Annotated in this window: 23 protein-coding genes; 9 read left to right on the plus strand and 14 right to left on the minus strand. The window is 37.6% G+C overall.

Translation table 11 applies throughout. The features are described 5' to 3' along the window. Positions 1-18: 18 nt before the first annotated feature. Both DQN23_RS06125 and DQN23_RS06130 read left to right on the plus strand, forming a co-directional pair. Positions 19-1002 carry a nucleoside hydrolase gene (locus DQN23_RS06125; RefSeq protein ID WP_061408271.1) on the plus strand — a complete coding sequence of 328 codons (984 nt, stop codon included), beginning with the start codon at positions 19-21 and terminating at the stop codon, positions 1000-1002. A 3-nt stretch (positions 1003-1005) separates the two neighbouring features. Further along, positions 1006-1563 (plus strand): ECF transporter S component, encoded by a 558-nt coding sequence (locus tag DQN23_RS06130; protein WP_020917163.1) that lies wholly within the window; start codon positions 1006-1008, stop codon positions 1561-1563. A gap of 34 nt (positions 1564-1597) precedes the next feature. Here the strand turns inward: DQN23_RS06130 and DQN23_RS06135 are convergent, their stop codons facing one another. The 6 genes from DQN23_RS06135 to DQN23_RS06160 all read right to left on the minus strand — a co-directional run bounded on the left by DQN23_RS06135 (position 1598) and on the right by DQN23_RS06160 (position 8101). After that, complete coding sequence (locus tag DQN23_RS06135) at positions 1598-1882, minus strand: hypothetical protein (protein WP_020917164.1); 285 nt, start codon at positions 1880-1882, stop codon at positions 1598-1600. Between the two features lie 246 nt (positions 1883-2128). Beyond that, a complete protein-coding gene (gene asnS, locus DQN23_RS06140; RefSeq protein WP_111712925.1) occupies positions 2129-3475 on the minus strand; it encodes an asparagine--tRNA ligase in 1347 nt (448 codons plus the stop codon). 18 nt (positions 3476-3493) lie between these two features. Beyond that, the gene (locus tag DQN23_RS06145) at positions 3494-3937 is read right to left on the minus strand and encodes a protease inhibitor I42 family protein (protein ID WP_058814107.1); all 444 of its coding nucleotides are present in this window, start codon (positions 3935-3937) and stop codon (positions 3494-3496) included. 1 nt (position 3938) lies between these two features. Further along, positions 3939-5120 carry a pyridoxal phosphate-dependent aminotransferase gene (locus tag DQN23_RS06150; RefSeq protein ID WP_058814108.1) on the minus strand — a complete coding sequence of 394 codons (1182 nt, stop codon included), beginning with the start codon at positions 5118-5120 and terminating at the stop codon, positions 3939-3941. Next, positions 5117-5587 carry a cell wall elongation regulator TseB-like domain-containing protein gene (locus DQN23_RS06155; RefSeq protein WP_020917168.1) on the minus strand — a complete coding sequence of 157 codons (471 nt, stop codon included), beginning with the start codon at positions 5585-5587 and terminating at the stop codon, positions 5117-5119. Before DQN23_RS06155 ends, DQN23_RS06150 begins: the two co-directional genes overlap by 4 nt. Before the next feature lie 30 nt (positions 5588-5617). Then, on the minus strand, positions 5618-8101 hold the full coding sequence (locus tag DQN23_RS06160; protein ID WP_111712926.1) for a bifunctional DnaQ family exonuclease/ATP-dependent helicase: 2484 nt from the start codon (positions 8099-8101) through the stop codon (positions 5618-5620). Between the two features lie 125 nt (positions 8102-8226). On the opposite strand from DQN23_RS06160, the gene DQN23_RS06165 reads away from it, so the two are divergent. Next, on the plus strand, positions 8227-8868 hold the full coding sequence (locus tag DQN23_RS06165; protein WP_058814110.1) for an MBL fold metallo-hydrolase: 642 nt from the start codon (positions 8227-8229) through the stop codon (positions 8866-8868). After that, complete coding sequence (locus DQN23_RS06170; RefSeq protein WP_167394764.1) at positions 8831-9577, plus strand: alpha/beta hydrolase; 747 nt, start codon at positions 8831-8833, stop codon at positions 9575-9577. Before DQN23_RS06165 ends, DQN23_RS06170 begins: the two co-directional genes overlap by 38 nt. A 35-nt stretch (positions 9578-9612) precedes the next feature. On the opposite strand, the gene ftsX is transcribed toward DQN23_RS06170, so the two are convergent. The 7 genes from ftsX to DQN23_RS06205 form a co-directional block, all read right to left on the minus strand. Continuing rightward, positions 9613-10542 carry a permease-like cell division protein FtsX gene (ftsX, locus tag DQN23_RS06175; RefSeq protein WP_058814112.1) on the minus strand — a complete coding sequence of 310 codons (930 nt, stop codon included), beginning with the start codon at positions 10540-10542 and terminating at the stop codon, positions 9613-9615. Continuing rightward, positions 10535-11227, minus strand: coding sequence for a cell division ATP-binding protein FtsE (ftsE, locus tag DQN23_RS06180; protein ID WP_020917173.1), 693 nt, complete (start codon positions 11225-11227; stop codon positions 10535-10537). The genes ftsX and ftsE overlap by 8 nt, the downstream gene beginning before the upstream one ends. Positions 11228-11274: 47 nt before the next feature. Beyond that, positions 11275-12370 (minus strand): peptide chain release factor 2 gene (gene prfB / locus DQN23_RS06185; RefSeq protein ID WP_111698978.1). Its coding sequence is split into 2 segments (ribosomal slippage): positions 11275-12297 and positions 12299-12370, totalling 1095 coding nucleotides; the frame shifts between segments, so codons are not numbered across the junction. A gap of 253 nt (positions 12371-12623) precedes the next feature. After that, a complete protein-coding gene (locus DQN23_RS06190) occupies positions 12624-13271 on the minus strand; it encodes an HAD family hydrolase (protein ID WP_058814113.1) in 648 nt (215 codons plus the stop codon). 95 nt (positions 13272-13366) lie between these two features. Then, positions 13367-16048 (minus strand): cation-translocating P-type ATPase, encoded by a 2682-nt coding sequence (locus tag DQN23_RS06195; protein ID WP_111712927.1) that lies wholly within the window; start codon positions 16046-16048, stop codon positions 13367-13369. 225 nt (positions 16049-16273) lie between these two features. Continuing rightward, positions 16274-16660, minus strand: a complete 387-nt coding sequence (locus DQN23_RS06200; protein ID WP_020917177.1) for a DUF1934 domain-containing protein — start codon at positions 16658-16660, stop codon at positions 16274-16276. Positions 16661-16731: 71 nt separating this feature from the next. Then, positions 16732-17610, minus strand: a complete 879-nt coding sequence (locus DQN23_RS06205) for a sulfite exporter TauE/SafE family protein (RefSeq protein WP_043895279.1) — start codon at positions 17608-17610, stop codon at positions 16732-16734. A gap of 180 nt (positions 17611-17790) precedes the next feature. Between DQN23_RS06205 and DQN23_RS06210 the strand changes: the two genes are divergently transcribed. The 5 genes from DQN23_RS06210 to DQN23_RS06230 all read left to right on the plus strand — a co-directional run bounded on the left by DQN23_RS06210 (position 17791) and on the right by DQN23_RS06230 (position 23523). Further along, positions 17791-18744 carry an IS30 family transposase gene (locus DQN23_RS06210; RefSeq protein WP_111712673.1) on the plus strand — a complete coding sequence of 318 codons (954 nt, stop codon included), beginning with the start codon at positions 17791-17793 and terminating at the stop codon, positions 18742-18744. A 47-nt stretch (positions 18745-18791) separates the two neighbouring features. Then, positions 18792-20093 carry an HD domain-containing protein gene (locus DQN23_RS06215; RefSeq protein ID WP_111712928.1) on the plus strand — a complete coding sequence of 434 codons (1302 nt, stop codon included), beginning with the start codon at positions 18792-18794 and terminating at the stop codon, positions 20091-20093. 171 nt (positions 20094-20264) lie between these two features. Further along, positions 20265-21074 carry a sugar-phosphatase gene (gene yidA, locus DQN23_RS06220; protein WP_020917180.1) on the plus strand — a complete coding sequence of 270 codons (810 nt, stop codon included), beginning with the start codon at positions 20265-20267 and terminating at the stop codon, positions 21072-21074. Beyond that, on the plus strand, positions 21074-22288 hold the full coding sequence (locus DQN23_RS06225) for an aminoacyltransferase (RefSeq protein ID WP_043895086.1): 1215 nt from the start codon (positions 21074-21076) through the stop codon (positions 22286-22288). Before yidA ends, DQN23_RS06225 begins: the two co-directional genes overlap by 1 nt. Next, positions 22288-23523 carry an aminoacyltransferase gene (locus DQN23_RS06230; RefSeq protein WP_020917182.1) on the plus strand — a complete coding sequence of 412 codons (1236 nt, stop codon included), beginning with the start codon at positions 22288-22290 and terminating at the stop codon, positions 23521-23523. Before DQN23_RS06225 ends, DQN23_RS06230 begins: the two co-directional genes overlap by 1 nt. Before the next feature lie 97 nt (positions 23524-23620). Here DQN23_RS06230 and tpiA read toward each other — a convergent pair whose 3' ends face one another. Further along, the gene (gene tpiA, locus DQN23_RS06235; RefSeq protein ID WP_020917183.1) at positions 23621-24379 is read right to left on the minus strand and encodes a triose-phosphate isomerase; all 759 of its coding nucleotides are present in this window, start codon (positions 24377-24379) and stop codon (positions 23621-23623) included. Positions 24380-24463 lie beyond the last annotated feature (84 nt).

Here is a 24463-nt window from a genome sequence, read left to right on the forward strand (position 1 = left end):
TTAAGAAAGGAGGAAAGGATGACTAAGCAAAAAATTATTATCGATTGTGATCCTGGTATCGACGATACACTAGCACTACTTTATGCCCTCAAACATCCAAATTTAGAAGTGGTTGCAATCACCATCGTCGCTGGAAATTGTCCAACAGATCTCGGCGTTAAAAATACTTTTACAAGCCTAGAACTGCTTGATCGACTAGATGTTCCTGTCTACCAAGGAGCTAGTACACCGCTGACACGAGATTACGTTTCTGCCCAAGATACTCATGGTATGGACGGTCTTGGCGAAAATAATTTCCCACTCAAACACACTCCTCATGTTCAAGAAAAATCAGCAGAGCAATTTTTAGCCGATTACTTTAAAGCCCCTAAAGATACTTCTATCATTGCCCTAGGTCCTTTAACCAATATCGCAAAAGCTCTTGAAATAAATCCTAAGCTCGGCGAAAACTGTCACCGTTTTGTCAGCATGGGAGGAAATTTCAAATCACATGGCAATTGTTCACCTGTTGCTGAATACAACTACTGGTGCGACCCTCATGCGGCACAAATCACTTTTGAACGTTTAGGTCGCAAAGTTGAAATGGTTGGACTTGATACCACTCGCCATATTGTCTTAACACCAAATCATTTAGAATATATGAGTCGTATTAACGCTGAAATGACAGCATTCATTACAAAAATCACCCGTTTTTACTTTGATTTTCACTGGGAATACGAACATATCATTGGCTGTGTGATTAATGACCCTCTTGCATTGGCATATTTTGTCAACAGCGAGGTCTGCTCAGGTTTTGAGGCTTACACTGATGTTGTTACTGACGGCATCGCTATTGGACAAACTGTCGTCGATCAATACGATTTTTACCACAAACCTAAGAACAGTACTATTTTGACTCAGGTTAACCCAAGCCTATTCTGGGAAGATTTTCTAACCGTACTTTTAGATGCACAAAAAGACATCATTCAAGATGATCTCAAAAATCTGAAGTTAGAAAGTTAAATTATGAAAAATTCATCAATTCGTATCATTTCTTTTATGGCAATTGCCATTGCAATTAACTATATTGGCGCAAATATCGCTTTATTCTTACGTCTGCCAATTTATCTTGATATGATTGGAACATTGTTGGTCGCTGTTGTCTTTGGACCATGGCTTGGTGCTGGTACTGCTATTGTCAGTGCCTTGATTAGCTGGATGACGACTGATATCTTTGCTATTTACTTTGCACCTGTAGCTATCGTAGCTGCTTTTATTACAGGTTTCTTAGTTAAAGAAACAAGCAAATCAAAAGACTTAATCTGGAAAAGCTTACTTGTCTCACTTCCTGGAACAGTTGTTTCATCAAGTATCACAGTCATTCTTTTCCATGGTATTACTTCAAGTGGTTCTGGCATCTTGGCACAAATTCTTCACGGCTTAGGCATTGACATGACAGCAAGTTTAGTTTTGGTTCAAGCCATTACTGACTATGCTGACCGTCTCATTAGCCTTGCTTTAGTACTTGCTATCATCAAATCACTCAAAACTTTTGCGCCAAACCTTATGACTGCTAAAAACTAAAAAAAATCCCAACCAATTTGGCTGGGATTTTAACTTATGTCAAGGTCTGGCAAGTAATCGAAGCAATTGCCTCGTGCTTTCCTAAATCAGAAAAGTGTTCCTGCAAAGCTCTGATAAAAAACGTTTTACTAAAGAAAGTATCACTTATTAAGCTTTTAAAGCTATCTGAAAGAGCTTCTTGCCAGATTTGTAAATCATGCTCAACTAAACCTACTTGTCGTTTAATCTGTTCTAAAAGCGGGTGTGAAACCCTTCTTAGGTCTAGTGCAATACAAAATGTCTTATCAAAAAAGGTAATTTTCGCGATATAAGTTATCATGTCAATCACCTCTTACGAAAATTTTAGCAAATATTCCTTAAACAAACTTAAAAAGCCTGAACTCAAAAGTTCAGGCTTTAATAATCTTTATTTATTAAGGTTTAATATCATTCCTTAGTCAAATCTCGCCTCACTTCGCTCCGCTGATTTGACACGCTAAGTCCTATTGGCACTTAGCTAAAGGACTGACTAGCTTCTAGAATGAAAAAGTTTCATTCCCATTCTAAAAGCGTCGTGGTCAACTTTCTAAGGTTTAATACGGTGTAGCATACGTGGGAATGGAATAGCTTCACGAATGTGTTTAGTTCCAGCTACGAATGTTACCATACGTTCGATACCGATACCGAATCCAGCGTGTGGCACTGAACCATATTTACGAAGGTCAAGGTAGAATTCATATTCTGATTTATCCATACCAAGAGCATCCATTTTAGCAACAAGTGTATCGTAGTCATCTTCACGAACTGAACCACCGATGATTTCTCCGTATCCTTCTGGTGCAAGAAGGTCAGCACACAAGACGCGTTCTGGGTTACCAGGAACTGGTTTCATGTAGAAGGCTTTGAAGCTTGCTGGATAGTTGATAACAAATGTTGGTACACCAAAGTAGTTTGAAATCCAAGTTTCGTGTGGTGAACCAAAGTCGTCTCCGTGTTCTAGGTGTTCGTAATCAGCATCTTCATCATTTTCGTGTTCTTGAAGAAGATCGATAGCATCATCGTAAGATACACGTTTGAATGGTTCTGCAATGTATTTTTTAAGCAAATCAATATCACGTTCCAAAATTTCAAGAGCTTGTGGAGTACGGTCAAGAACACCTTGGATAAGGGCTTTAACGTAAGCTTCTTGAAGATCAAGAGATTCTTCGTGTGATAGGAATGAATATTCAGCATCCATCATCCAGAACTCAGTCAAGTGACGACGAGTTTTTGATTTTTCAGCACGGAATACAGGACCAAAGTCAAAGACACGACCAAGTGCCATAGCACCAGCTTCAAGGTACAATTGACCTGATTGGCTCAAGTAAGCAGGTGTACCAAAGTAGTCAGTTTCAAACAATTCTGTTGAATCTTCAGCAGCGTTTCCTGACAAGATTGGGCTATCAAATTTGATGAAACCATTTTTATCAAAGAAATCATATGTAGCGTAGATGATAGCGTTACGGATTTGCATGATAGCCATTTGTTTACGTGAACGCAACCACAAGTGACGGTGATCCATCAAGAAATCAGTACCGTGTTCTTTTGGAGTGATTGGGTAATCTTCTGAATAACCAACGATTTTAAGGTCAGTCACATCAAGTTCGTAACCAAATTTTGAACGTGAATCTTCTTTAACGATACCTGTAATAAGGATAGAAGTTTCTTGGCTAAGGTGTTTAACTGTGTTGAATTTTTCAGTTCCTTCTTCTTCACCATATTTTTCAATAAAGTTTGGTTTGAAAGCAACTGCTTGGAAGAATGCTGTCCCGTCACGAAGTTGTAAGAAAGCAATTTTTCCTTTTCCTGATTTGTTAGCTACCCAAGCCCCGATTGTGACTTCTTCACCAACATGATTTTTAACATCAATAATTGATACGTAATCTTTAGACATAATTCCTCTTTTCAAATATTACTCTGACACTTTTGTCAGTTTAATCTTATTAATTTTAGTTTTTGAACTACTGATAGTAATGCGGTAAGTCAATTCTTTTTTACCGCCTTCCCAATCTTGGCAATAGGTTAAATGAAATTGCGTCTGACCAGCTTCTTTGACTTTTCCGGTCACACGACTGTAGCCATCAGACCCTACTCGATTGTCTTTACTAGGATAAGCTTGATAAACAATATCATCTAAGGTGCAATTTTCCTTATTCACATCACTGGCAGTCCAAGTATAACCAGTTGTGCTGTTGCTAGCCAGATCAATTTCAAAACGCATGCCCTTGGAAGTAACCGAGTAATCCCCCAGTTTGGTTAATTCTGGGGAAGTTGGTTTAAAATGAATGCCAAGTCCAACTGCAACAATTCCTGAAAAAGCAACTAATGCAATAATAAGTTTTCGTTTTTTGGACATCTTATTTTTCCATGAATGCTTTCAAACGTCTTACAGCTTCTTTCAAAGTATCCATATCAGTCGCATAGCTCAAACGAACATTCTCAGGAGCACCGAAACCAGCACCAGTAACAAGAGCTACTTCTGCCTCTTCAAGAATAGCTGTTGTAAAAGCAGTCACATCAGTGAAGCCTTTCATTTCCATCGCTTTTTTCACGTTAGGGAAAAGATAGAAAGCACCTTGAGGTTTAATCACTTCAAAACCAGGAACTTCGCAAAGCAATGGATAAATGGTATTAAGACGTTCTTCAAAAGCCTTACGCATAACTTCAATAGAATCTTGTGAACCAGTAAATGCTTCGATTGCTGCGTATTGTGAAACTGCCGTTAAGTTTGATGTTGTTTGGCTGATAACTCTTGCCATACCTGAAATGATTTCTTCATTACCAACCGCAAAACCAACACGCCAACCAGTCATGGCATAAGTTTTTGAAGTACCATTTACAACAACTGTTTGATTTCTGATAGCTTCAGAAATTGTTGAAATTGGTGTAAATTCATTTCCATTATATACCAAACGACCATAAATATCGTCTGCCAAGATTAAGATGTTGTGTTCAACAGCCCAATTACCAATTACTTCTAATTCATCACGGCTGTAAATCATACCAGTTGGATTAGATGGTGAATTCAATAATAAAACCTTTGTTTTATCTGTACGAGCAGCTTCAAGTTGTTCAACAGTAGCTTTGAAGTTATTTGCTTCAGTTGTCGCAACTGTTACGGGAACACCATCAACCATTTTAACTTGATCGACATAAGACACCCAACATGGTGTTGGAATAATAACCTCATCGCCTGGATTAAGAACAGTTGTAAAGAAAGTATAAAGAATGTATTTAGCGCCTGTTGCAACAACCACTTGATTACGATTAACTGAATAACCGTAGAAATTTTCCATGTAATTGTTGATTGCATCCTTCAATTCTGGAAGACCAGAAGCGACAGTGTAGAAGCTTGCTTTACCATTTTGAATAGCTTCAACTGCTGCATCTTGGATATTCTTAGGAGTTACAAAATCTGGTTCTCCTAAAGTTAGTGATAAAATATCACGTCCTTGCGCTTTCAAGGCTTTGGCACGCGCACTCGCTGCTAAAGTCACACTTTCTTCCATGTTCAACACGCGATTTGATAAGTTTGTCATATGCCCTCCTTCTTCACGAGCTCACTTGTTTCAAAATTCACAAGATAATAACCATCAGTAGCTGTGACTTCCCAAATTGGAGTCTTGCCATCAATTCCGTAAACAACTTTTGAAATGCCAGTTGCACCATTAGCAGCTGCTACTTGCTCAGCTTGCTTACGATTAATCCCATCAGTGACAGAATAGACAAATACCTTACCATTGTCTTCACCTACAGCAACAATCTTCTGATCACCTGAGGCTGTCGTTCCAAAAACACTGTAATAGGTCTTAGAACCATTGTAAAGGTCAACAGAAGATGTTTGAACCAAATCAGCTTTTTCAATGGCTACTTGGGTCGCTAGTTTTTCTGCGCGACGTTTTGGCTGAATCGCTAAATCCAAAACAGTTGCAGCAGAAAGCAAGAGAACTAATAAAATCAAGCTAAAACCAAGTAAATACTGTTTTACTGGTGTTAATTTTTTCATTTACTTCTCCCCTTTTGTTTATCTCTTTTATTATAGCAGAAAATTCTTTATTTCAGTGAGACTCTTTGAAAATTTTTGATGAGAAATGTAAAATTCTTCAGATAAAGCATCATTGATGATTCTTCCGTACGATTTTGTCAAAATTCGTGGGTCAAGCAAAAGCACCGCCGAGCGTTGCTTCTCACGTCGCATAGTTCTTCCGATAGCTTGTTTTAGTTTTAAAATAGCTAACGGCAAAGAATAATCATTGAAAGGCGATTTAGCTTGCGCTAGCAAATGATTACTGATTTTCTGAACAAATAAATCCTTAGGATTTTCAAACGGTAAACGTGTAATAACCTCAATCATTTTATCAGATTGCACAAAGTCCACACCTTCCCAGAAAGCACCAGTCCCAAGTAAAATATGACTTTCACCGCGTTCAAAACGACGCTTAACATTGTAAGCTGTCCCGTTTTTCTCTTGTGTCAGATGATGAAGTTCCATCTCATCCAAACGTTCAGAAACATCAAACATGGCTTTCTTAGAGTTAAATAGCACTAGCATCTGCTCATCTAATTGTCTAATCTGATAAATTCGCTCAGCAATCGCATCAGCGTATGCTTCATCAGAAATTTCAGCAACATTTGGCATTTCTTCATCAATCCAAATGCGTTGTGACGTTTGCTTCTCGCGCTCAATGCTCATGTAATGATACTGCTCAAAGCCAAGCAAATCTGCTAGACTAACTTGCGGACTAATGTGCAGAGTCGCAGAAACCATGTAAGTCTTGCGTGTTTCTGGCAAGAAGTCTTGGAAATTCAAGAGTTCACCACTACTTGCATTCAAATAGGTCTGACGTTTTTCATTTTCAAAACTTGTCTCAAACCAAAAATCCGTAAATGGCTGTGCAAATAAAGCTAACAAATCTTCCAAGCACAGATAACGCCACTCAGGATTAAGAGCAAGCAACTCTTTAGCAGCTTGTTCTACTCGGTGAGCATCTTCTGTCGTCACATAAATTTCTTGATTTTGATAAAAACGAGTTTCTAAATGACTTAGTTGGAATGATAAGCTTTCAATCAAACGTTTTTCAAGCGTCGGAAGAGCAGCATCCAAATGCTTTTCAAGTTTTTGAATCAACTGCGTTACATTAACACGGCGACGTGAAAATTGTTCTAGATTCAAAATCAATTTTTGCGCTTCATCAAATACCAAAATTTTCTTAGCCGCAAAAGCCTTATCATCTTGAACACGTTCTAAGAAATACGCATGATTAATAATTAAAAGCTTACTGTGCTTAGCATTTTCATAAGTGCGATTCCAAAAATCGACATCCTTATACAAGGATTTTTCACTCAGATTCCCATCATGCTTAATCTGTTCAAAATAAGTTTCAAAGGAGTATTTTTGTCTGATTTCGTCCAAATCACCCGTTAAGGTCTCAGTCAACCAGACAAGCAATTGCATCTTGTAGCGATTAACTAAGCGATTATCCCCTTCTCGGTGCAAGGTTTCAGCAAAAGAATCTAACTTAATATAGTTGCCAGGTCCTTTGATGGATTGACAAGAAATGTGAAAGACTTCTTGAATCTTTTTAGCTTCATTGGCCATGATTTGGTCTTGCAAAATTTTTGTTGGCACTGAAACAATAATTTGTTCATCTTGTGCTAACTGCAAAAGTGGCAAAAGATATCCATAAGTCTTTCCGAGACCAGCCTGAGCTTCTAAGAATGAGATTTTTGAACTTTGAAAATCATCTTTAACCATCTGAGCAAAGCGAGTTTGCTTCTCACGCGCATCCAAGCCTAAAAGCGCCATATTTAACTCAAAATCATCAGACAGCTTACGCTCACTGCCAATGGTTTTAGCACGTCGTAAAATCAAACCACTAACTTCTTGGTAGTCTTTTTTTGACATGACTTTTGCTTTTTTAAAGCTCTCCTCAACCAACATCCCCGTTTCAAATAAGAGATTATCAGAAAAAGGCAAGAGTTGTTCTAGCAGTTCTTTTGGCAGACTTTCCATTTTTTCTTTTAGTTTTAACAATAGCTGAGCAGTCGCATAAGCATCAGAAATAGCCGTGTGCGCATCTGTCAAATCTAGTTGTAAAACATCTGCTAAATGTCCTAGTGTATATTTTTCAAGAGTTGGATAAAAAACTTGTGATAGCTCAACCGTATCTACAAGTGGCGTACGTAATTCGTACCCTTCTAAGAATAATTTTTCTGCTAAAAGATTGGCATCAAATTTCACATTGTGAGCCACAAAAACACAATCCGAAATCAAGTGATAAATTTCTTGAGCAACTTGTGAAAAATCTGGCGCTTTTGCCAATTGCTCATCTGTTATCCCCGTTAAATGAATAATGTGTTCAGTTAAGACCTCGTGCGGATTAACATCCGTTTGATAGGTCTTCACAATCTGATTATTTTCAATAATGACAATGCCAACCTGAATAATTTCTGCCATTGCATGGGCACCTGTTGCCTCCAAATCCACAACAGCATATTTTTGAGAATTAACTTGCATCATAACATTTAAATTATACCATTTTTAAAGCCCACATTCACCTAATCCAAAAAATAAGATAGTGAAAAAATGGCTTTTAGCAAAAGAGATTGTATGACTTTTAAAGACTTTTTTGATACACTTTTTTTATGAAGATTTTTAGATTATTAAACCACGTTGCACGTGAAAATACCTACTTATTGGTCAATGACCAAGCTATCATTGTTGTTGACCCTGGTAGCAATACAGATAAAATTAAAGAAAAAATTACGGCTATTGATAAGCCTGTAGCTGCTATTTTAATCACCCACGCTCATTACGACCATATCATGGGGCTTGATGTGATTCGTGATACTTTTGGGCAGCCACCTGTTTATATCTCTGAAAAAGAAGCGTCTTGGCTTTATTCCCCAAAAGATAACTTTTCAGGCTTAGACCGTCATACTGATATGGATGATGTGATTTTAAAACCTGCTGAACACCACTTCCAATATCAAGAAGATTATGTATTAGCTGGTTTTCGTTTTCAAGCACGTCAAACACCAGGACATTCGTGGGGAAGTGTTTCACTAGTTTTCCCTGATGATGAGCTTGTTATCACCGGTGATGCGCTCTTTCGTGAAACCATTGGGCGTACTGATTTGCCAACTGGTAACACAGTACAATTACTAAATAGTATCGAAACTGAACTCTTTAGCCTTCCAAATCACTTCACCGTATACCCTGGCCATGGTCGTGAAACGACTATTGCACATGAAAAGAATTTTAACCCGTATTTTAACACACTATGAACAAACTAAAAAATATCTACTCTATTTTTTAGTTTGTTTAACAACTCTGCTTGTTCTAGGCTTTGGTTTTATTCGTTATAAAACCTACCAAGCACATCAAAGTTCTATGGCAACTGCTAAATCCGCTAAAATCACCAAAGACTATCTACTGTTTGAAAGTAAAGAAAGCACAAAAGCAACTATTATCTTTTATCAAGGTGCTGTCGTTGAGGAAAAAGCCTACGCTGGCTTAGCTAATGATTTAACCAAGTCAGGATATAATGTTTACATTTTGAAAACACCCCTAAATCTTCCTGTGCTATCGAGTAAAAAAGCTTTAACCGTCATCAAAGAAAAGAACTTAAAAAATGTCTACCTCGCTGGACACTCACTAGGTGGCGTTGTTGCCTGCATGAACGCTGATGCAGCCAAAACAGACGTTACTGGTTTAATTCTTCTTGCAAGCTATCCAAGTGAGAAAACAGACTTATCAAAAGACAAGCTAAAAGTTCTCTCAATCACAGCTAGCAAAGATAAAATCCTTAAATGGGACCAGTATAACAAAGCTAAAAAGAGACTTCCACAAGATACAAAATACGTCAATATCTCTGGAGGTAACCACAGCAAATTTGGAGATTATGGTCACCAAGCAAAAGACGGAAAAGCAAGCATTTCTCAAAAAGAACAAGAAAAAGAAATTGCTACAGCTATTACAAATTTTATAAATTAAAACAACTTCTGATTTTCAGAAGTTGTTTTTTTCTATTAAATTTTAAGATAACGTCTCATTGAGATAACTGAACCAAGTGATCCGATAAGGATACCTACAACGAACATACCACCAATAATCATTGGAAGAAATGTGTCAGCTGGGTAAAGAGTCAATCCTTGTACTTCAAATTGTGGATTTACTGATGCGTAAACAGCTTTATAGCCGAAGTAAATAATGATTGATGGAACAATCGCTCCAAACAAACCAACCCAAGCACCTTCAAAGAAGAATGGGCCACGGATATAAGAGTTTTTCGCACCAACTAAACGCATGATTTCAATATCGCGGTGACGAGACATGATAGTCATACGAATTGTATTTGAAATCAAGAAAATAGCTACAACAACAAGAAGAACAGTACCAGCAGCTCCCCATGTTCGGATAAATTTAGAAATCTTGAAGAGTTGATCTGAGTTTGAACCACCATAGTTAACTGATTCAACACCTTCAATTTTAGAAATTTTATTAGCTACTTTCTTAACTTTTGATGCTGATGTCGCTTCTACAACGTAAACATCTTGCAATGGATTTGAATCTCCATCGAACATTGTCCAGTCATCACCATATGTTTCTTTCAATTTAGCTAATTGGTCATCTTTACTTGAGAAAGTAACTGATTTTACACCAGAAAGTGCATTGATTTGGTCATAAACTTGGTGATAAGAATCATTTTGAACAGTTTCACCAACTTCATTTGTTTTTGTTTCTGAATTATCAGCAGAGTTGACATTCAAATAAACATTAATTTGAATATTATTTTCAATACCTTGAGCAATTTTTTCAACGTTCAAAAGCACAGCTGCAAAAATACCAACAAGTGTCAATGTAATCGCAACTGAGCTGACTGATGCAATGGTCATCCAGATGTTTCGTTTTAAACTTTTAATAGATTCCCATAAGTGGCGGAAAAAGTTTCTAATCATTATATCCGTATTCTCCTTCCTCTTCATCACGTACAATACGTCCTTCTTCAATTGCGATAACGCGATGGCGAAGGTTATCAACGATTTGTTTGTTGTGTGTTGCCATTAGAACGGTTGTTCCTTGAAGGTTGATACGTTCTAACAATTGCATGATTTCCCAAGAAATTTCTGGGTCAAGGTTACCAGTTGGTTCGTCAGCAATCAAAACTTTTGGATTGTTAACGATGGCACGCGCAATTGCCACACGTTGTTGTTCACCACCAGAGAGTTGATCAGGGAATGAACGCATTTTGTGTTTAAGCCCGACAAGTTCAAGCACTTCAGGCACACGTTTTTTGATTTCACGTGGCTTTTCACCAATTACTTGCATGGCATAAGCAACGTTTTCAAAAACAGTCTTCTTAGGAAGAAGTTTGTAATCTTGGAAGACAACGCCAATGCTACGACGTAAAATCGGGATTTGACGTTTTTTCATTTTTGTAAGGTTAAATTCCCCAACTTTAAGTGTCCCAGCAGAGACTTTTTCTTCGCGGTAAAGCAATTTAATGAAACTTGATTTACCAGCACCAGAAGGACCAACAATATAAACAAATTCACCTGGGTTGATAGATACATTAATATCTCTCAAAGCAGTTGTTGAGCGGTGATACTTTTTAGCTACACCTTTCATTTCAATTAATGCCATTTGTATTTTCCTTTACGATTTTGTTATCCTAAAATTTTACTTTTAAATTAATCAATTCGCCATTTCAAGAAAGCGTCGATGAAGCCATCAATGTCACCATCCATGACTTTATCAACTTGAGCAACCTCATAGCCTGTACGGTGGTCTTTAACCATTGTATATGGAGTGAAGACATATGAACGGATTTGACTTCCCCAAGTGATTTCTTTTTTATCACCTTTAAGAGTATCCACTTCTTGCGCTTTTTTCTCTTGTTCTAATTGATAAAGTTTTGCTTGCAACATTTTCATGGCGCGGTCACGGTTACCGTATTGAGTACGGTCAACAGTTGACGCAACAACGATTCCTGTTGGAATGTGGGTCAAACGGACACCAGTAGAAACCTTGTTGACGTTTTGTCCACCAGCACCACCTGAACGGAAAGTATCCATCTTGATATCATCATCACGAATTTCAACTTCAATCGTATCATCCAATTCTGGCATTACTTCGACAGAAGAGAATGATGTGTGACGACGTTTAGCTGAATCAAATGGTGAGATACGAACCAAACGGTGAACACCCATTTCTGATTTCAAAAGACCATATGCATTTGGACCTTCAAAAGAAAGAGTCACTGATTTGATACCAGCTTCATCACCAGCTTGGTAGTCAAGGGTTTCAACTTTAAAGCCTTTGGCATTTCCATAACGTGTATACATACGGAAAAGCATATCAGCCCAGTCTTGAGCTTCCGTACCACCTGATCCTGGGTGAATTTCCAAGATAGCATTATTACGGTCGTATGGTTCTGATAGAAGAAGTGTCATTTCATAACTTGTCATGATTTTATCAAGTTTTTCAAGAGTTTCTTCTAACTCAGCTTGAATAGAATCATCTTCATCTAACATTTCTAAATAAAGTTCTGTTTCATCAGACAATTCTTGCATCTCGTTAAATGTTTCATAGGTTTGTTTCAAACCATTCAATTCTTGAGATGTTTTCTGTGCTGCAATGTTGTCGTTCCAAAAATCTGGCTCAGTCATTTTATTTTCAAGAAGCGCAATGTCTTCTTCCAAACGATCTAAGTCAAAGAGACCTCCTGAAGCTAGTCAACTTCTCTTGATTTTCTACTATTTTTTGGCGAATTTCAGCCACTTCCATGAGATAACTCCTTTTATTAAGATATTAAGTTCGTTAAGAAAGCAAGATAAAAACAGGAATTTAAACTCTGCCTTTAAAACCTAATTAGTTCAATCTAAAATCGGCTAAACTTTGTACTTTTAAGCCTCAATAGATTTCTCTACTGCTTTTTTATTTTATCATAAAGCCTATAAAATTGCTATTGGCTACCACTAACAGGCACTTTCTTTTCTTGACTAATTTTACTTAAAATAATTAGTTTTAATATAACAACTTAGGCTTCTTTTTCAATTACTTGCATAGCTTCGGTTAAGCTATCAACCAAAAGGCTAGCTTGTGATTGGTCAATGCCAAATACTTTATCACGGATGGCAATCACACGAACACCAGCTGCTACTCCAGCTTGAATTCCTTTTTGACTATCTTCAATGATAACAATATTACCTTTATCGAATCCTAATTTAACACAAGCAGCGTTGTAAATTGCAGGATTTGGTTTACCTTCTTTAAAATCATCGCCTGTCAAAATGTAAGTAAAATATTCAATCAAACCACATTTTGTCAAAGCTCGTTCAACATCTTTTCGCACAGTGTTTGAAGCCAATGCTAAGACAAATCCTTTTGCCTTTAAATCAGCTAAAACTTTTTTAGCATCTGGAAAAACTAATTGATTATAATCTGGTCGATGAACATTCTTATAAGCAGTGTATTCTGCTTCTAATACCTTTGTATCATAGTCTGAAATCTTGTCACCTAAGATCTTTTCCCAGAACTGATCCATACGCCCACCAACAAAAAATTTAGGTGGCAAATGTTTGATAGAAATACCTTTACTCCCTAAAAATGCATCACGACGGTCAAAATAAAAATTCTCAGTGTTAAATAAAACACCATCCATATCAAATATAATTGCTTTAATCATGAAAGCCTCCCCAGAATATTCTACCATAAATTTTTCAAAGTTTTCAGAAAGCAAAAAAGCTAGGACAATTTGTCCTAGCTAATAATTAGTCTAACTTAAATAGCTTTTTCATCTTGACCAAGAGCTCGTTGAACAGCCTTAACAATTTCTGTCAAAACAGTCATGAGCAAGCTTCCGATGATGACCGCTAACCATTGTGTCACACTCAAGTGTGAAACGTGGAATAATTGGTTAAATCCGGGCACTACAATAGTAACCATCAATAGTAAGAAGGCTACTGGAATTGCCCAGTTAAAGGTTCTATTTCTGAAAGCTCCAACTGTAAAGATTGATTGGTAAACAGACTTAACGTTAAAGGCATGGAGCAATTGAATCAAACCAAGGGTTGCAAACGCCATTGTCAAAGCATCTTCGTGCATCATGCGGTTTGAAGCATGTTCTGGGAACATCAATGCCCATCCGTAAACACCTAAAACAAGTAAAGTTTGGAAAATACCTTGATAGATAATTGCGCCCATAACCCCACCATCAAAGAAGTTTGATTTACGTCCACGAGGTTTGTGAGTCATCACATCTGGTTCAGCTGGTTCAACACCAAGCGCAATCGCTGGTAGCGTATCTGTTACCAAGTTAATCCAAAGAAGGTGTACAGGTTGAAGAACATCCCAACCAAATAGTGTGGCAAAGAAGATTGTGAAGACTTCTGCCATATTAGCTGAAAGAAGGTATTGAATTGATTTTTGGATATTAGAGAAGACCTTACGTCCTTCTTCAACAGCGACGATAATCGTTGCAAAGTTATCATCAGCAAGGACCATGTCAGAAGCCCCTTTAGAAACTTCTGTACCAGTAATCCCCATGCCGATACCGATATCAGCTGTCTTAAGTGATGGTGCATCATTAACACCGTCACCAGTCATGGCAACAACTTTACCTTCATTTTGCCAAGCTTTAACGATACGGACTTTGTGTTCAGGAGACACACGTGCATAAACTGAATATTGTTTGAAAACTTTTTGGAATTCTTCATCTGACAATTCATTAAGTTCAGCACCTGTGAAGACGTGGTCTTGACCGTCATCTTCAATGATACCAAGACGTTTAGCAATAGCTTCTGCTGTATCTTGGTGGTCACCAGTAATCATAATTGGACGAATACCAGCTTCCTTAGCAACAGCAACAGCTTTCGCTGCTTCTGGACGTTCTGGGTCAATCATTCCGACAAGACCTGAGAAAATCAAATCAGACTCAACAATTTCTGATTCAAGCGTTGGCACTTCAGAAACATATTTATAAGCCATCATCAAAACACGAAGAGCTTGTTTTGCAAGGTCTTTATTGACTTGCAAAATAGCTTGCTTCTCATCAGCTGTAATATCACGAACTTGACCATTTTCTTCGATGCGAGTCACACGTTTAAGCAATTGATCTGGTGCACCTTTAACAGCAACAAGGTATTTACCATCAGCTTCTTTGTGAATCGTTGACATTAATTTACGTTCAGAATCAAATGGCAATTCTGCCACACGTGGTTCTTTTTTAAGAACTTCACGAATATCAAAACTATGATCAAGACCAAATTGAACTAGTGCTGTTTCAGTTGGGTCTCCAATTAATTTTCCATTTGGATCGATTTTAGTATCATTAGCAAAGTTCATGATACGAAGTGTATTATTATCAGCTGCAATTTCGCTAGTAGCATTTTGCAATTGACCATTTGTGTACACTTTTTCAACTGTCATTTGGTTCATTGTCAATGTCCCAGTTTTATCTGAGGCAATGATTTCCGTAGAACCAAGTGTTTCTACAGCTGGCAATTTACGAACGATAGAATTACGTTTAGCCAATGTTGTTGTCCCCATTGACAAAACGATTGTTACAATAGCTGGCAAACCTTCAGGAATAGCAGCTACCGCAAGAGCTACCGCAACCATTAGTCCGTTAAGTGGAGCTTCACCACGGACAAAGACACCGATAAGGAAAGTAACAGCAGCAATTCCAACAATCAAGTAAGTCAATACTTTAGACAATTGATTAAGGCTTTGTTTAAGTGGTGTATCTGTTTCATCGGCATTGGCAAGCATATCAGCAATCTTACCAACTTCAGTAAACATACCAGTGTTAACAACTACACCAACACCTCGTCCATAAGTGACGTTCGAATTTTGGTAAACCATATTCACACGGTCACCAATACCTGCATCAGCTGGAACCTCAACAGACAAATCTTTCTCAACTGGAACTGATTCACCAGTCAAAGCTGCTTCTTCAATTTTCAATGACGCAGCTTCTAAAAGACGCATATCTGCTGGAACAACATCCCCAGCTTCAAGCATAACAATATCACCAGGCACTAATTCGCGTGAATCAATTTCCACCACATGATCATCACGACGAACACGCGCAATCTGACTAGACATGTCTTTTAGTGCTTCAATCGCTGCTTCTGCTTGACCTTCTTGGTAAACACCAAAGGCTGCGTTCAAGATGACAACAGCAAGAATAATTAAGGCATCTGTCAATCCGTGCATTCCTTCTGTAACAACAGAAAGAGCCGCAGCGACCAACAAAATGATAATCATCAAATCTTTGAACTGATCGATGAATTTCGCAAACAAACCACGTTTTTCACCTTCATCAAGTTCATTGTGACCGTACTCGTCTAAGCGTTTTTGAGCTTCAGCTGTAGACAAACCATCACGTGATGACTCTAGAGTTTCCAATGTTTCATCTTTGCTCTGTGTATAAAACAGAGCTTTACTTTGTTCTTTAGACAAAATAGTTTCCTCCTATGGTCTCCTCTATAGAAAAAGAGACCTGTTTTTTAAAACAAGTCTCGCTGTTTAAGACAGGGCCGGAAATTTCTTTCGTAATGACGACCATGTCACGGGTTTTACCCGTCTGCTACTCCCTTGAATACAGAGTAATCATATCAATTTTTAAAACGTTTGTCAACTAATCTTACAACCATTGAAGCTTGATATATCAAGCTTTGGTTAGGATTACAGCCACTTGATTTCTAGCTGATAATTAGCAAAAACACTATCCCCTTCGAGCTGTTTTAACTGATAATGGATTTTAAGATTTTGCTCTTTCGTATCCAACTCATAAACACTTGTTTGTGTTTGCAAATGTTGCAAACCAACAGGTGTCGGAATAGTAACTAAAGCTGGCGTTTCACGATGAAATCGCATGATTGATTTTGGCGTTGAAAAACGTGTCATAATCAATTCTTGGTCATTACACTTCAGCATAACCGTTTCTTTTTCTTCATTGGTATAAGTGAGATAGATATGACCATTTTTTTCTGTTAATTTAACTGGATATGATTGCTCAACTAACTCAACTTGTCCATCTAAATCAATTTTATTTTTAATATGAAGTTTCATTTAATGTAAGCTTCTTCCTTTCTTTAAAATTATACCAATTCTTTGCTCGTAAAGCCAATAATAACGCTGTTTTAACGCTTAATTACTGATGAACGAAGTAAGGTAATTCCTGTAAAAATAGCAATAAGAATAATCAGGATTTTAAAGTTATTAATATCTAGCTGACTGAGGAAAAATGCTGCTGTCAAAACACCAAAAGATCCCCCAATAATAATACCTAGAACTCCTGACCAATTGACACGTTCGGATTTGATAAATTCTCTCGTACTTCCAGATAAAATAACTGCTGCATCAAGCATCATGACAGGAAGAGCTACTGATGGATTAATACCGACCATAGAAAAGAAAATCAACTCAGGTGCGTAATTTCCAAGCCCCATCGTTGTTAACATTCCAATCACAAAATTAAAACACACCCCAACAAGTAAAAGGATGCCATGTAGACCTCTGACACCTTCGTTAGCCCCACTGCCAGGACTTGCAAACATGCGATAAATCATAATCATTGCAGCTACAATCAATAAAGTGCCTAGAACTCTTTGAACTCGGCGCGTTTCCCAATTTTTGGTAACACGTGTTCCAACACAGGCGCCTGTAAAAGAAGCTGTAGCCATTGCCAGAAGAGTTGGCAATTCAACTTTGACAATTGTGATAAAGCAAAGCGCCTCAATCATCACAGGAATTCCATGAGCTGTTGCTAGAGTCGCTGGAATTTTCTTATCATCCTTCACAAGCTTAGTCGCTTTAAAAAGTGCGGTACTGGTCGCAAATGTTCCAATTCCAAGAGTATCAAGCAAATCTGTCACGTAACCTATCCAAAGACCAGTCCAAAATTTTTCTTTTAAATTAACTCTATTTTTCTTGGCTTGATAAAGAATACTTACAAAAATCCATACAATCAAAAATACCAAAAAAAATTGAATCAAACGTAAAATCAGTTCATTTGTCATAAATTCCATTATAAGCAATTTTTTAACATTCGTAAACAAGATTATTTCAAGAGTTAAACACTTAGCATTTTTAGCTTTTTTGGAAAGTTCTAAAATGAAGTTAGCCACCTAAGGGTATCAAAAAACATCTCAGAGAGATATAATTGTAATCACCACAACAACAATTAGAAAGACTCTGAGATGCAAAACTATTATACACCAAAAAGTAAACATTTAACACTAACTGAACGTAGAATGATTGAACGTTGGCTTCAAGAAGGGCTCTCAAATCGTGAAATCGCTAGGAGATTAGCTAAAGCTCCTCAAACCATTCACAACGAAGTCAAACGTGGTCAGGTTAGACAACAAGTGCGTAAAGGAAAATTTGAAGTGATCTACTCAGCTGATTTTGCTCAAAAAGCCTATCAAAACAATCGCAAACGTTCTGTTAAACAAGTCTCCCTAACCAAGGGACTCAAAGGAAAGATAACTCACTACATCGAACAGAAATACTCTCCCGAGATGATGGTAAAGTCAAAAGGGATACCTGTTCCCATCTCCACCATTTACTACTGGATTCATCATGGACACTTAGGATTGACCAAGGCTGATATGCTTTATCCTCGACAAGAGAAAGCTAAGAAAAAGCATGCTAGTCCCAATTTTAAGCCAGCTGGAAAGTCTATTGAGGAACGACCAGAAAGCATTAATAAGCGTGAGAATATCGGTGATTTTGAAATTGATACGGTTATTCAAACACGGGCAAAAAACGAGTGTCTGTTGACTCTAACCGATAGAAAGAGTCGTTATCAAATCATTCGACTCATTCCCGATAAGTCCGCGGTTTCAGTCAATCAAGCTCTGAAAGCAATCCTCAAGGATTATCAAATGAACTCTATCACAGCTGATAACGGGGCTGAGTTCAGTCGTTTAGCAGAAGTTTTTGACCCTACTCATATCTATTATGCCCACCCGTATTCTTCTTGGGAGCGTGGTACTAATGAGAATCATAATAGACTCATCCGGCGTTGGTTACCTAAGGGAAGCAAAAATGCGACTCAACAACAAGTCGCATTTATTGAAAACTGGATTAACAACTATCCAAAGAAACTATTCAATTATAAATCTCCTAAAGAGTTTTTACAGACTGGCTAATTTGAACTTGAAATTTGGCTTTTTAGCTTTTTTGTTATAATGAAATTATGAATGAAAAAGTATTTCGTGACCCTGTTCACAATTATATAACGGTCAATCATCCGGTCATTTACGACCTCATCAATAGTAAAGAATTTCAACGACTACGTCGTGTCAAACAAGTCTCGACAACTGTTTTTACCTTCCATGGTGCTGAGCATAGTCGTTTTTCACATTGTTTAGGTGTTTATGAAATCGCTAGACGAGTGACTGAGATTTTTGATGCCAAATTTCCTGAGATCTGGGACACTAATGAAGATCTTTTAACTATGGTAGCTGCGCTTTTGCACGACGTTGGACATGGCGCTTATTCACACACTTTTGAAAAGCTTTTTGACACAGACCATGAAGCCATTACTCAAGAAATCATTACTAGTCCTGATACCGAAGTGAATGCCATTTTACGTCAGGTATCGCCAGATTTTCCTGAAAAAGTGGCTAGTGTCATTAACCACACTTACCACAACAAACAAGTGGTGCAACTTATCTCTAGTCAAATTGACTGCGACCGAATGGATTACCTTTTACGTGACTCATACTACAGCGGAGCAAACTACGGTCAATTTGATTTGACACGCATCTTGCGTGTTATTCGTCCGACAAAAGACAGCATTGTCTTTGAATATAATGGCATGCATGCTGTTGAAGACTATATCGTCAGCCGTTTTCAAATGTACATGCAAGTCTATTTTCACCCCGCTAGCCGAGCTATGGAAGTCTTGCTGCAAAATCTCTTAAAACGTGCTAAATACCTTTATCACATAGACAGCCACTTCTTTGAAAAAACGTCACCAAATCTCATCCCTTTTTTAGCCAATCAAGCTAGTCTAGCTGATTATTTATCACTAGATGACGGTGTGATGAATACTTATTTTCAAGCTTGGATATCTGCTGAAGATGATATTTTAGCAGACTTAGCAAGCCGTTTTGTTAACCGAAAAGTTTTCAAATCAGTAACTTTCGAAGAAGAATCACGTAAAGACCTCAGTCATTTAGTTGAATTGGTAAAATCTGTTGGTTTTGATCCAGATTATTACACTGGAATTCATGTTAACTTTGACCTTCCTTACGATATTTACCGCCCCGAAAAGAAAGAACCTCGCACTGAAATTAACATGATTCAACAAGACGGCTCAGTCGTTGAGCTATCAACCATCTCACCGATTGTAAAAGCCTTGACAGGAACAATTTATGGCGATAGACGCTTCTACTTCCCAAAAGAAATGCTCAGAGATGATGACTTATTCACACAGACAAAAAATGAATTTATGAGCTATATCTCAAATGATCATTTTGTCTCACCCAATTAAGAAGTTAGAGATGAAACTGATGACAAATTGTCTAGGTTTCACCTAACTTCTTTTTCTTTTTTAAAAATGAAAACGGTACCTCTTAGAATTCCTTGTGTTCCCCATGACAAATAAGCCACTTTTTAGTAAGATATATAGGTAGAGATTCTTTAGGAGGGGTAAATTAACCTTATGTCTATTAAATTAGTCGCTGTCGATATCGACGGCACACTCTTAACCAACGACCGTAAAGTCACACCTGAAGTTTTCGAAGCTGTTCAAGAAGCTAAAAAACAAGGTGTTAAGGTCATTATCGCAACTGGACGTCCTATTCCAGGTGTTCAGCCACTTCTTAACGAATTAAATCTAAAAGAAGAAGGCGATTATGTTATTACCTTCAATGGTGGACTAGTCCAAGATACGTCAACCGGTGAAAACATCATCACGGAAACCATGACTTACGAAGACTATCTTGATATTGAATTCCTTAGCCGTAAATTAGATGTTCACATGCATGCTATCACGAAACAAGGTATTTACACGGCTAACCGTAATATTGGAAAATACACGGTTCACGAATCAAGTTTGGTTAATATGCCAATTTTTTACCGCACTCCAGAAGAAATGGGCGATAAAGAAATTATTAAAATGATGTATATCGATGAACCTGAAGTTCTTGATGCTGCCATCGAAAAAATTCCACAAGAATTCTTTGATAAATACACGATTGTTAAATCAACACCATTTTACCTAGAATTCATGAACAAAAAAGCCAGCAAAGGGAATGCCATCAAGCACCTTGCTGAAAAAATGGGGCTTACTGCTGAACAAACCATGGCTATCGGTGATGCCGAAAATGATCGTGCCATGTTAGAAGCGGTTGGTAACCCAGTTGTTATGGAAAATGGTACACCAGAACTTAAAGAAATCGCTAAATATATCACAAAATCAAACGAAGAAAGTGGCGTTGCACACGCCCTTAGAGAGTGGGTCTTAAAATAATGTATAGCTATAAAATCGGTATCTCAGCTGAAGAACACGATAATTTTGCAAAATCAAGCAATCAAACAAACCTTTTACAATCATCAAATTGGGAAAAAGTTAAAGATAATTGGGACAACGAACGTATTGGTTTTTACAAAGATGACCAATTAGTTGCTTCTGCTTCTATCCTAATCAAAGCATTGCCACTTGGCTTCACTATGCTTTACATCCCACGTGGACCAATTATGGATTACAGTGACAAAGAACTCGTTGCATTTGTCATCAAATCACTTAAAAAATACGGTAAAACAAAACATGCCCTTTTCATCAAAATAGACCCAGCTTTGTTGCTTAAACAATACAAAATTGGTGAAGAAGTTGATGAAAATAAAGACACACTTCTTGCTATCGACAACTTAAAAGCTGCTGGTTGCGAATGGACTGGACGCACAACAACTATTGCTGAAAGCATCCAACCGCGTTTCCAAGCTAATGTCTACACACAAGAAGACATGACATCAACTTTCCCTAAACACACAAAACGTTTGATGAAAGACGCCGTTCACCGTGGTGTTATCACTACGCGTGGTACAATCGATGACGTAAAGGCTTTTGCTGATGTCGTTGCTCTTACAGAAAACCGCAAAGGTGTTGCTCTTCGCAACGAAGATTATTTCCGTAAAATGATGGAAATTTATGGTGATGATGCTTACCTACACTTGGCAAAGGTTAACCTACCAAAACGTTTGGCTGAATACAAAGAACAATTAGCTCAAATCGAAAAAGACTTGGCTGAAACTGCTGAACATCAGAAAAAACGTTTGACTAAGTTAACACAACAAAAAAATTCTGTTACAAAATACATTACTGAGTTTGAAGAATTTGTTGAAAAATACCCTGATGAATTAATCATCGCAGGTATCTTATCAGTTTCATTCGGTAACGTTATGGAAATGCTTTATGCTGGTATGAACGACGAGTTCAAGAAATTCTATCCTCAATACTCACTTTATCCAAAAGTATTTGAAGATGCTTATGCTGATGGCATCATCTGGGCAAATATGGGTGGTGTTGAAGGAACACTTGATGACGGTTTGACTAAATTCAAATCAAACTTCAATCCAACAATTGAAGAATTCATCGGTGAATTTAACATTCCAGTAAATGGTTTGCTTTACAAACTATCAAACTTGGCTTATAACATTCGCAAACAAAGGAGAAATAGCCATTAATGTCTCTTGAGATTATCGATAAAAAAGTTTTTGAGACTTTTTGTAATACCGTCAACTACAAATCTTTCATGCAATCTGTCGAAATGGCAAATTTGCTTGAAAAACGAGGCTATCAAGTCACTTTTCTTGGATTAAAAGAAGCTGATGAACTCCAAGTTGCTGGTGTCCTTTACAGTATACCAGTGGCTGGCGGCCTTCATATGGAGATCAACTCTGGACCTGCTTCTCGCAATCAATCTTACTTAAAAAACTTTTACCAAAGCCTTCAAAGCTATGCTAAAGAAAATGGTGCCATCGAATTACTGGTCAAACCATTTGATACCTATCAACACTTTGACACCAACGGTGAACCAACTGATGATGAAAGAATTAATTTAATTGAAGATTTCACATCACTAGGCTACCAACACGATGGCCTTATGACAGGTTACCCTGGTGGTGAGCCTGATTGGCATTACGTCAAAGATTTGACTGATTTGGATGAAAAATCCTTACTAAAATCATTCAGCAAAAAAGGTCGTCCACTTGTTAAGAAAGCTAAAACATTTGGAATTACCTTACGAAGACTTGATCGTAGCGAACTTCCACTCTTCAAAGAAATCACTTCTGCAACATCTAACCGAAGAGACTATGTCGATAAGTCACTAGACTACTATCAAGATTTCTATGATTGCTTTGGAGATGCTTGTGAATTTATGGTAGCAAGCCTTAATTTTCAAGATTACCTCAAACATCTTGAAAGTGACCAAGCTAAACTTGAAAAACGAATCGAGAAACTTCGCACAGCTATTGAAAATAATAATGCTTCTGAAAAGAAACAAAATCAGTTGCGTGAATTATCAAGCCAATCAGCAACCTTTGATACACGTATTACAGAAGCCAAAACATTCATTGAAAAATATGGCTCACAAAACGTTATCTTAGCGGGTAGCCTCTTCGTTTATACCAAACAAGAAGCTGTCTATCTCTTTTCTGGTTCATACCCTGAGTTCAATAAATTCTACGCACCAGCTCTTCTTCAAGAATACGTCATGTTAGAAGCTATTAAACGCGGTATTACCACTTATAACCTCTTAGGTATTACAGGAGAATTCGACGGTTCTGACGGCGTTCTACGCTTTAAACAAAACTATAACGGCTATATTACTCGTAAGATGGGAACATTCCGTTATTACCCACATCCTCTCAAATACAAACTTATTCATAATCTCAAAAAATTACTTAGACGTTACTAAATAAAAGGCTTGGAAATAAAATCCAAGTCTTTTTTAGTACAAAAAAACTACTTGTCCTAAGACAAGTAGTTTTTAATATGGCTTCAATGATTCTTGCTTATTTTACAAAATCAAGAAGAGCAAGGAAGCTTTCTGGTTGAAGTGATGCACCACCAACAAGAGCACCATCAACGTCTGGGCAAGCCATGTAAGCTGCAACGTTTTCAGGTTTAACTGAACCACCGTATTGAACGCGAACTTTGTCAGCTACTGCTTGACCGAAGTCAGCTGCAACTGTGTCACGAACTACTTTACACATTTTTTGTGCGTCGTCTTGGCTAGCTGATTTACCAGTACCGATAGCCCAGATTGGTTCGTATGCGATAACAAGTGAAGAAACTTGTTCTTCTGACAATCCAGCAAGTGCAGCAGAAACTTGTCCACCTACGAATTCAGCAGCTTTACCAGCTTCATAAGTTTCAAGAGTTTCACCACAGCAGATGATTGGAAGCATACCGTTAGCAAAGATAGCTTTTGCTTTTTTGTTGATATCTTCGTCAGTTTCGTGGAAGTATTCACGACGTTCTGAGTGACCGATTACAACGTAGTCAGTTCCCATTTCAGACAATACTTTAGGGCTGTTTTCACCAGTGAAAGCACCAGCGTTTTCAAAGTAGCAGTTTTCAGCAGCGACTTTAAGATTTGAATCTTTAGCTGCAGCAAGAACTGTTGAAAGGACAAGTGCAGGGGCTGCGATACCAGCTTCAACAAGTTCTGATGAAGGCAATTTAGAAGCTACTGCTTCAACGAATGCTTTAGCTTCTTCTGGATTTTTGTTCATTTTCCAGTTACCAGCGATAAATGGTTTACGTGACATTTCACATACCTCTTCTATTTTTATTTACCCCCTTATTTTATCATATTTTCAGCATCTTTTAAAGGTTCGAGGGGATTTTTACAC

The sequence above is a fragment of the Streptococcus lutetiensis genome, assembly GCF_900475675.1.
Taxonomy (GTDB): domain Bacteria; phylum Bacillota; class Bacilli; order Lactobacillales; family Streptococcaceae; genus Streptococcus; species Streptococcus lutetiensis.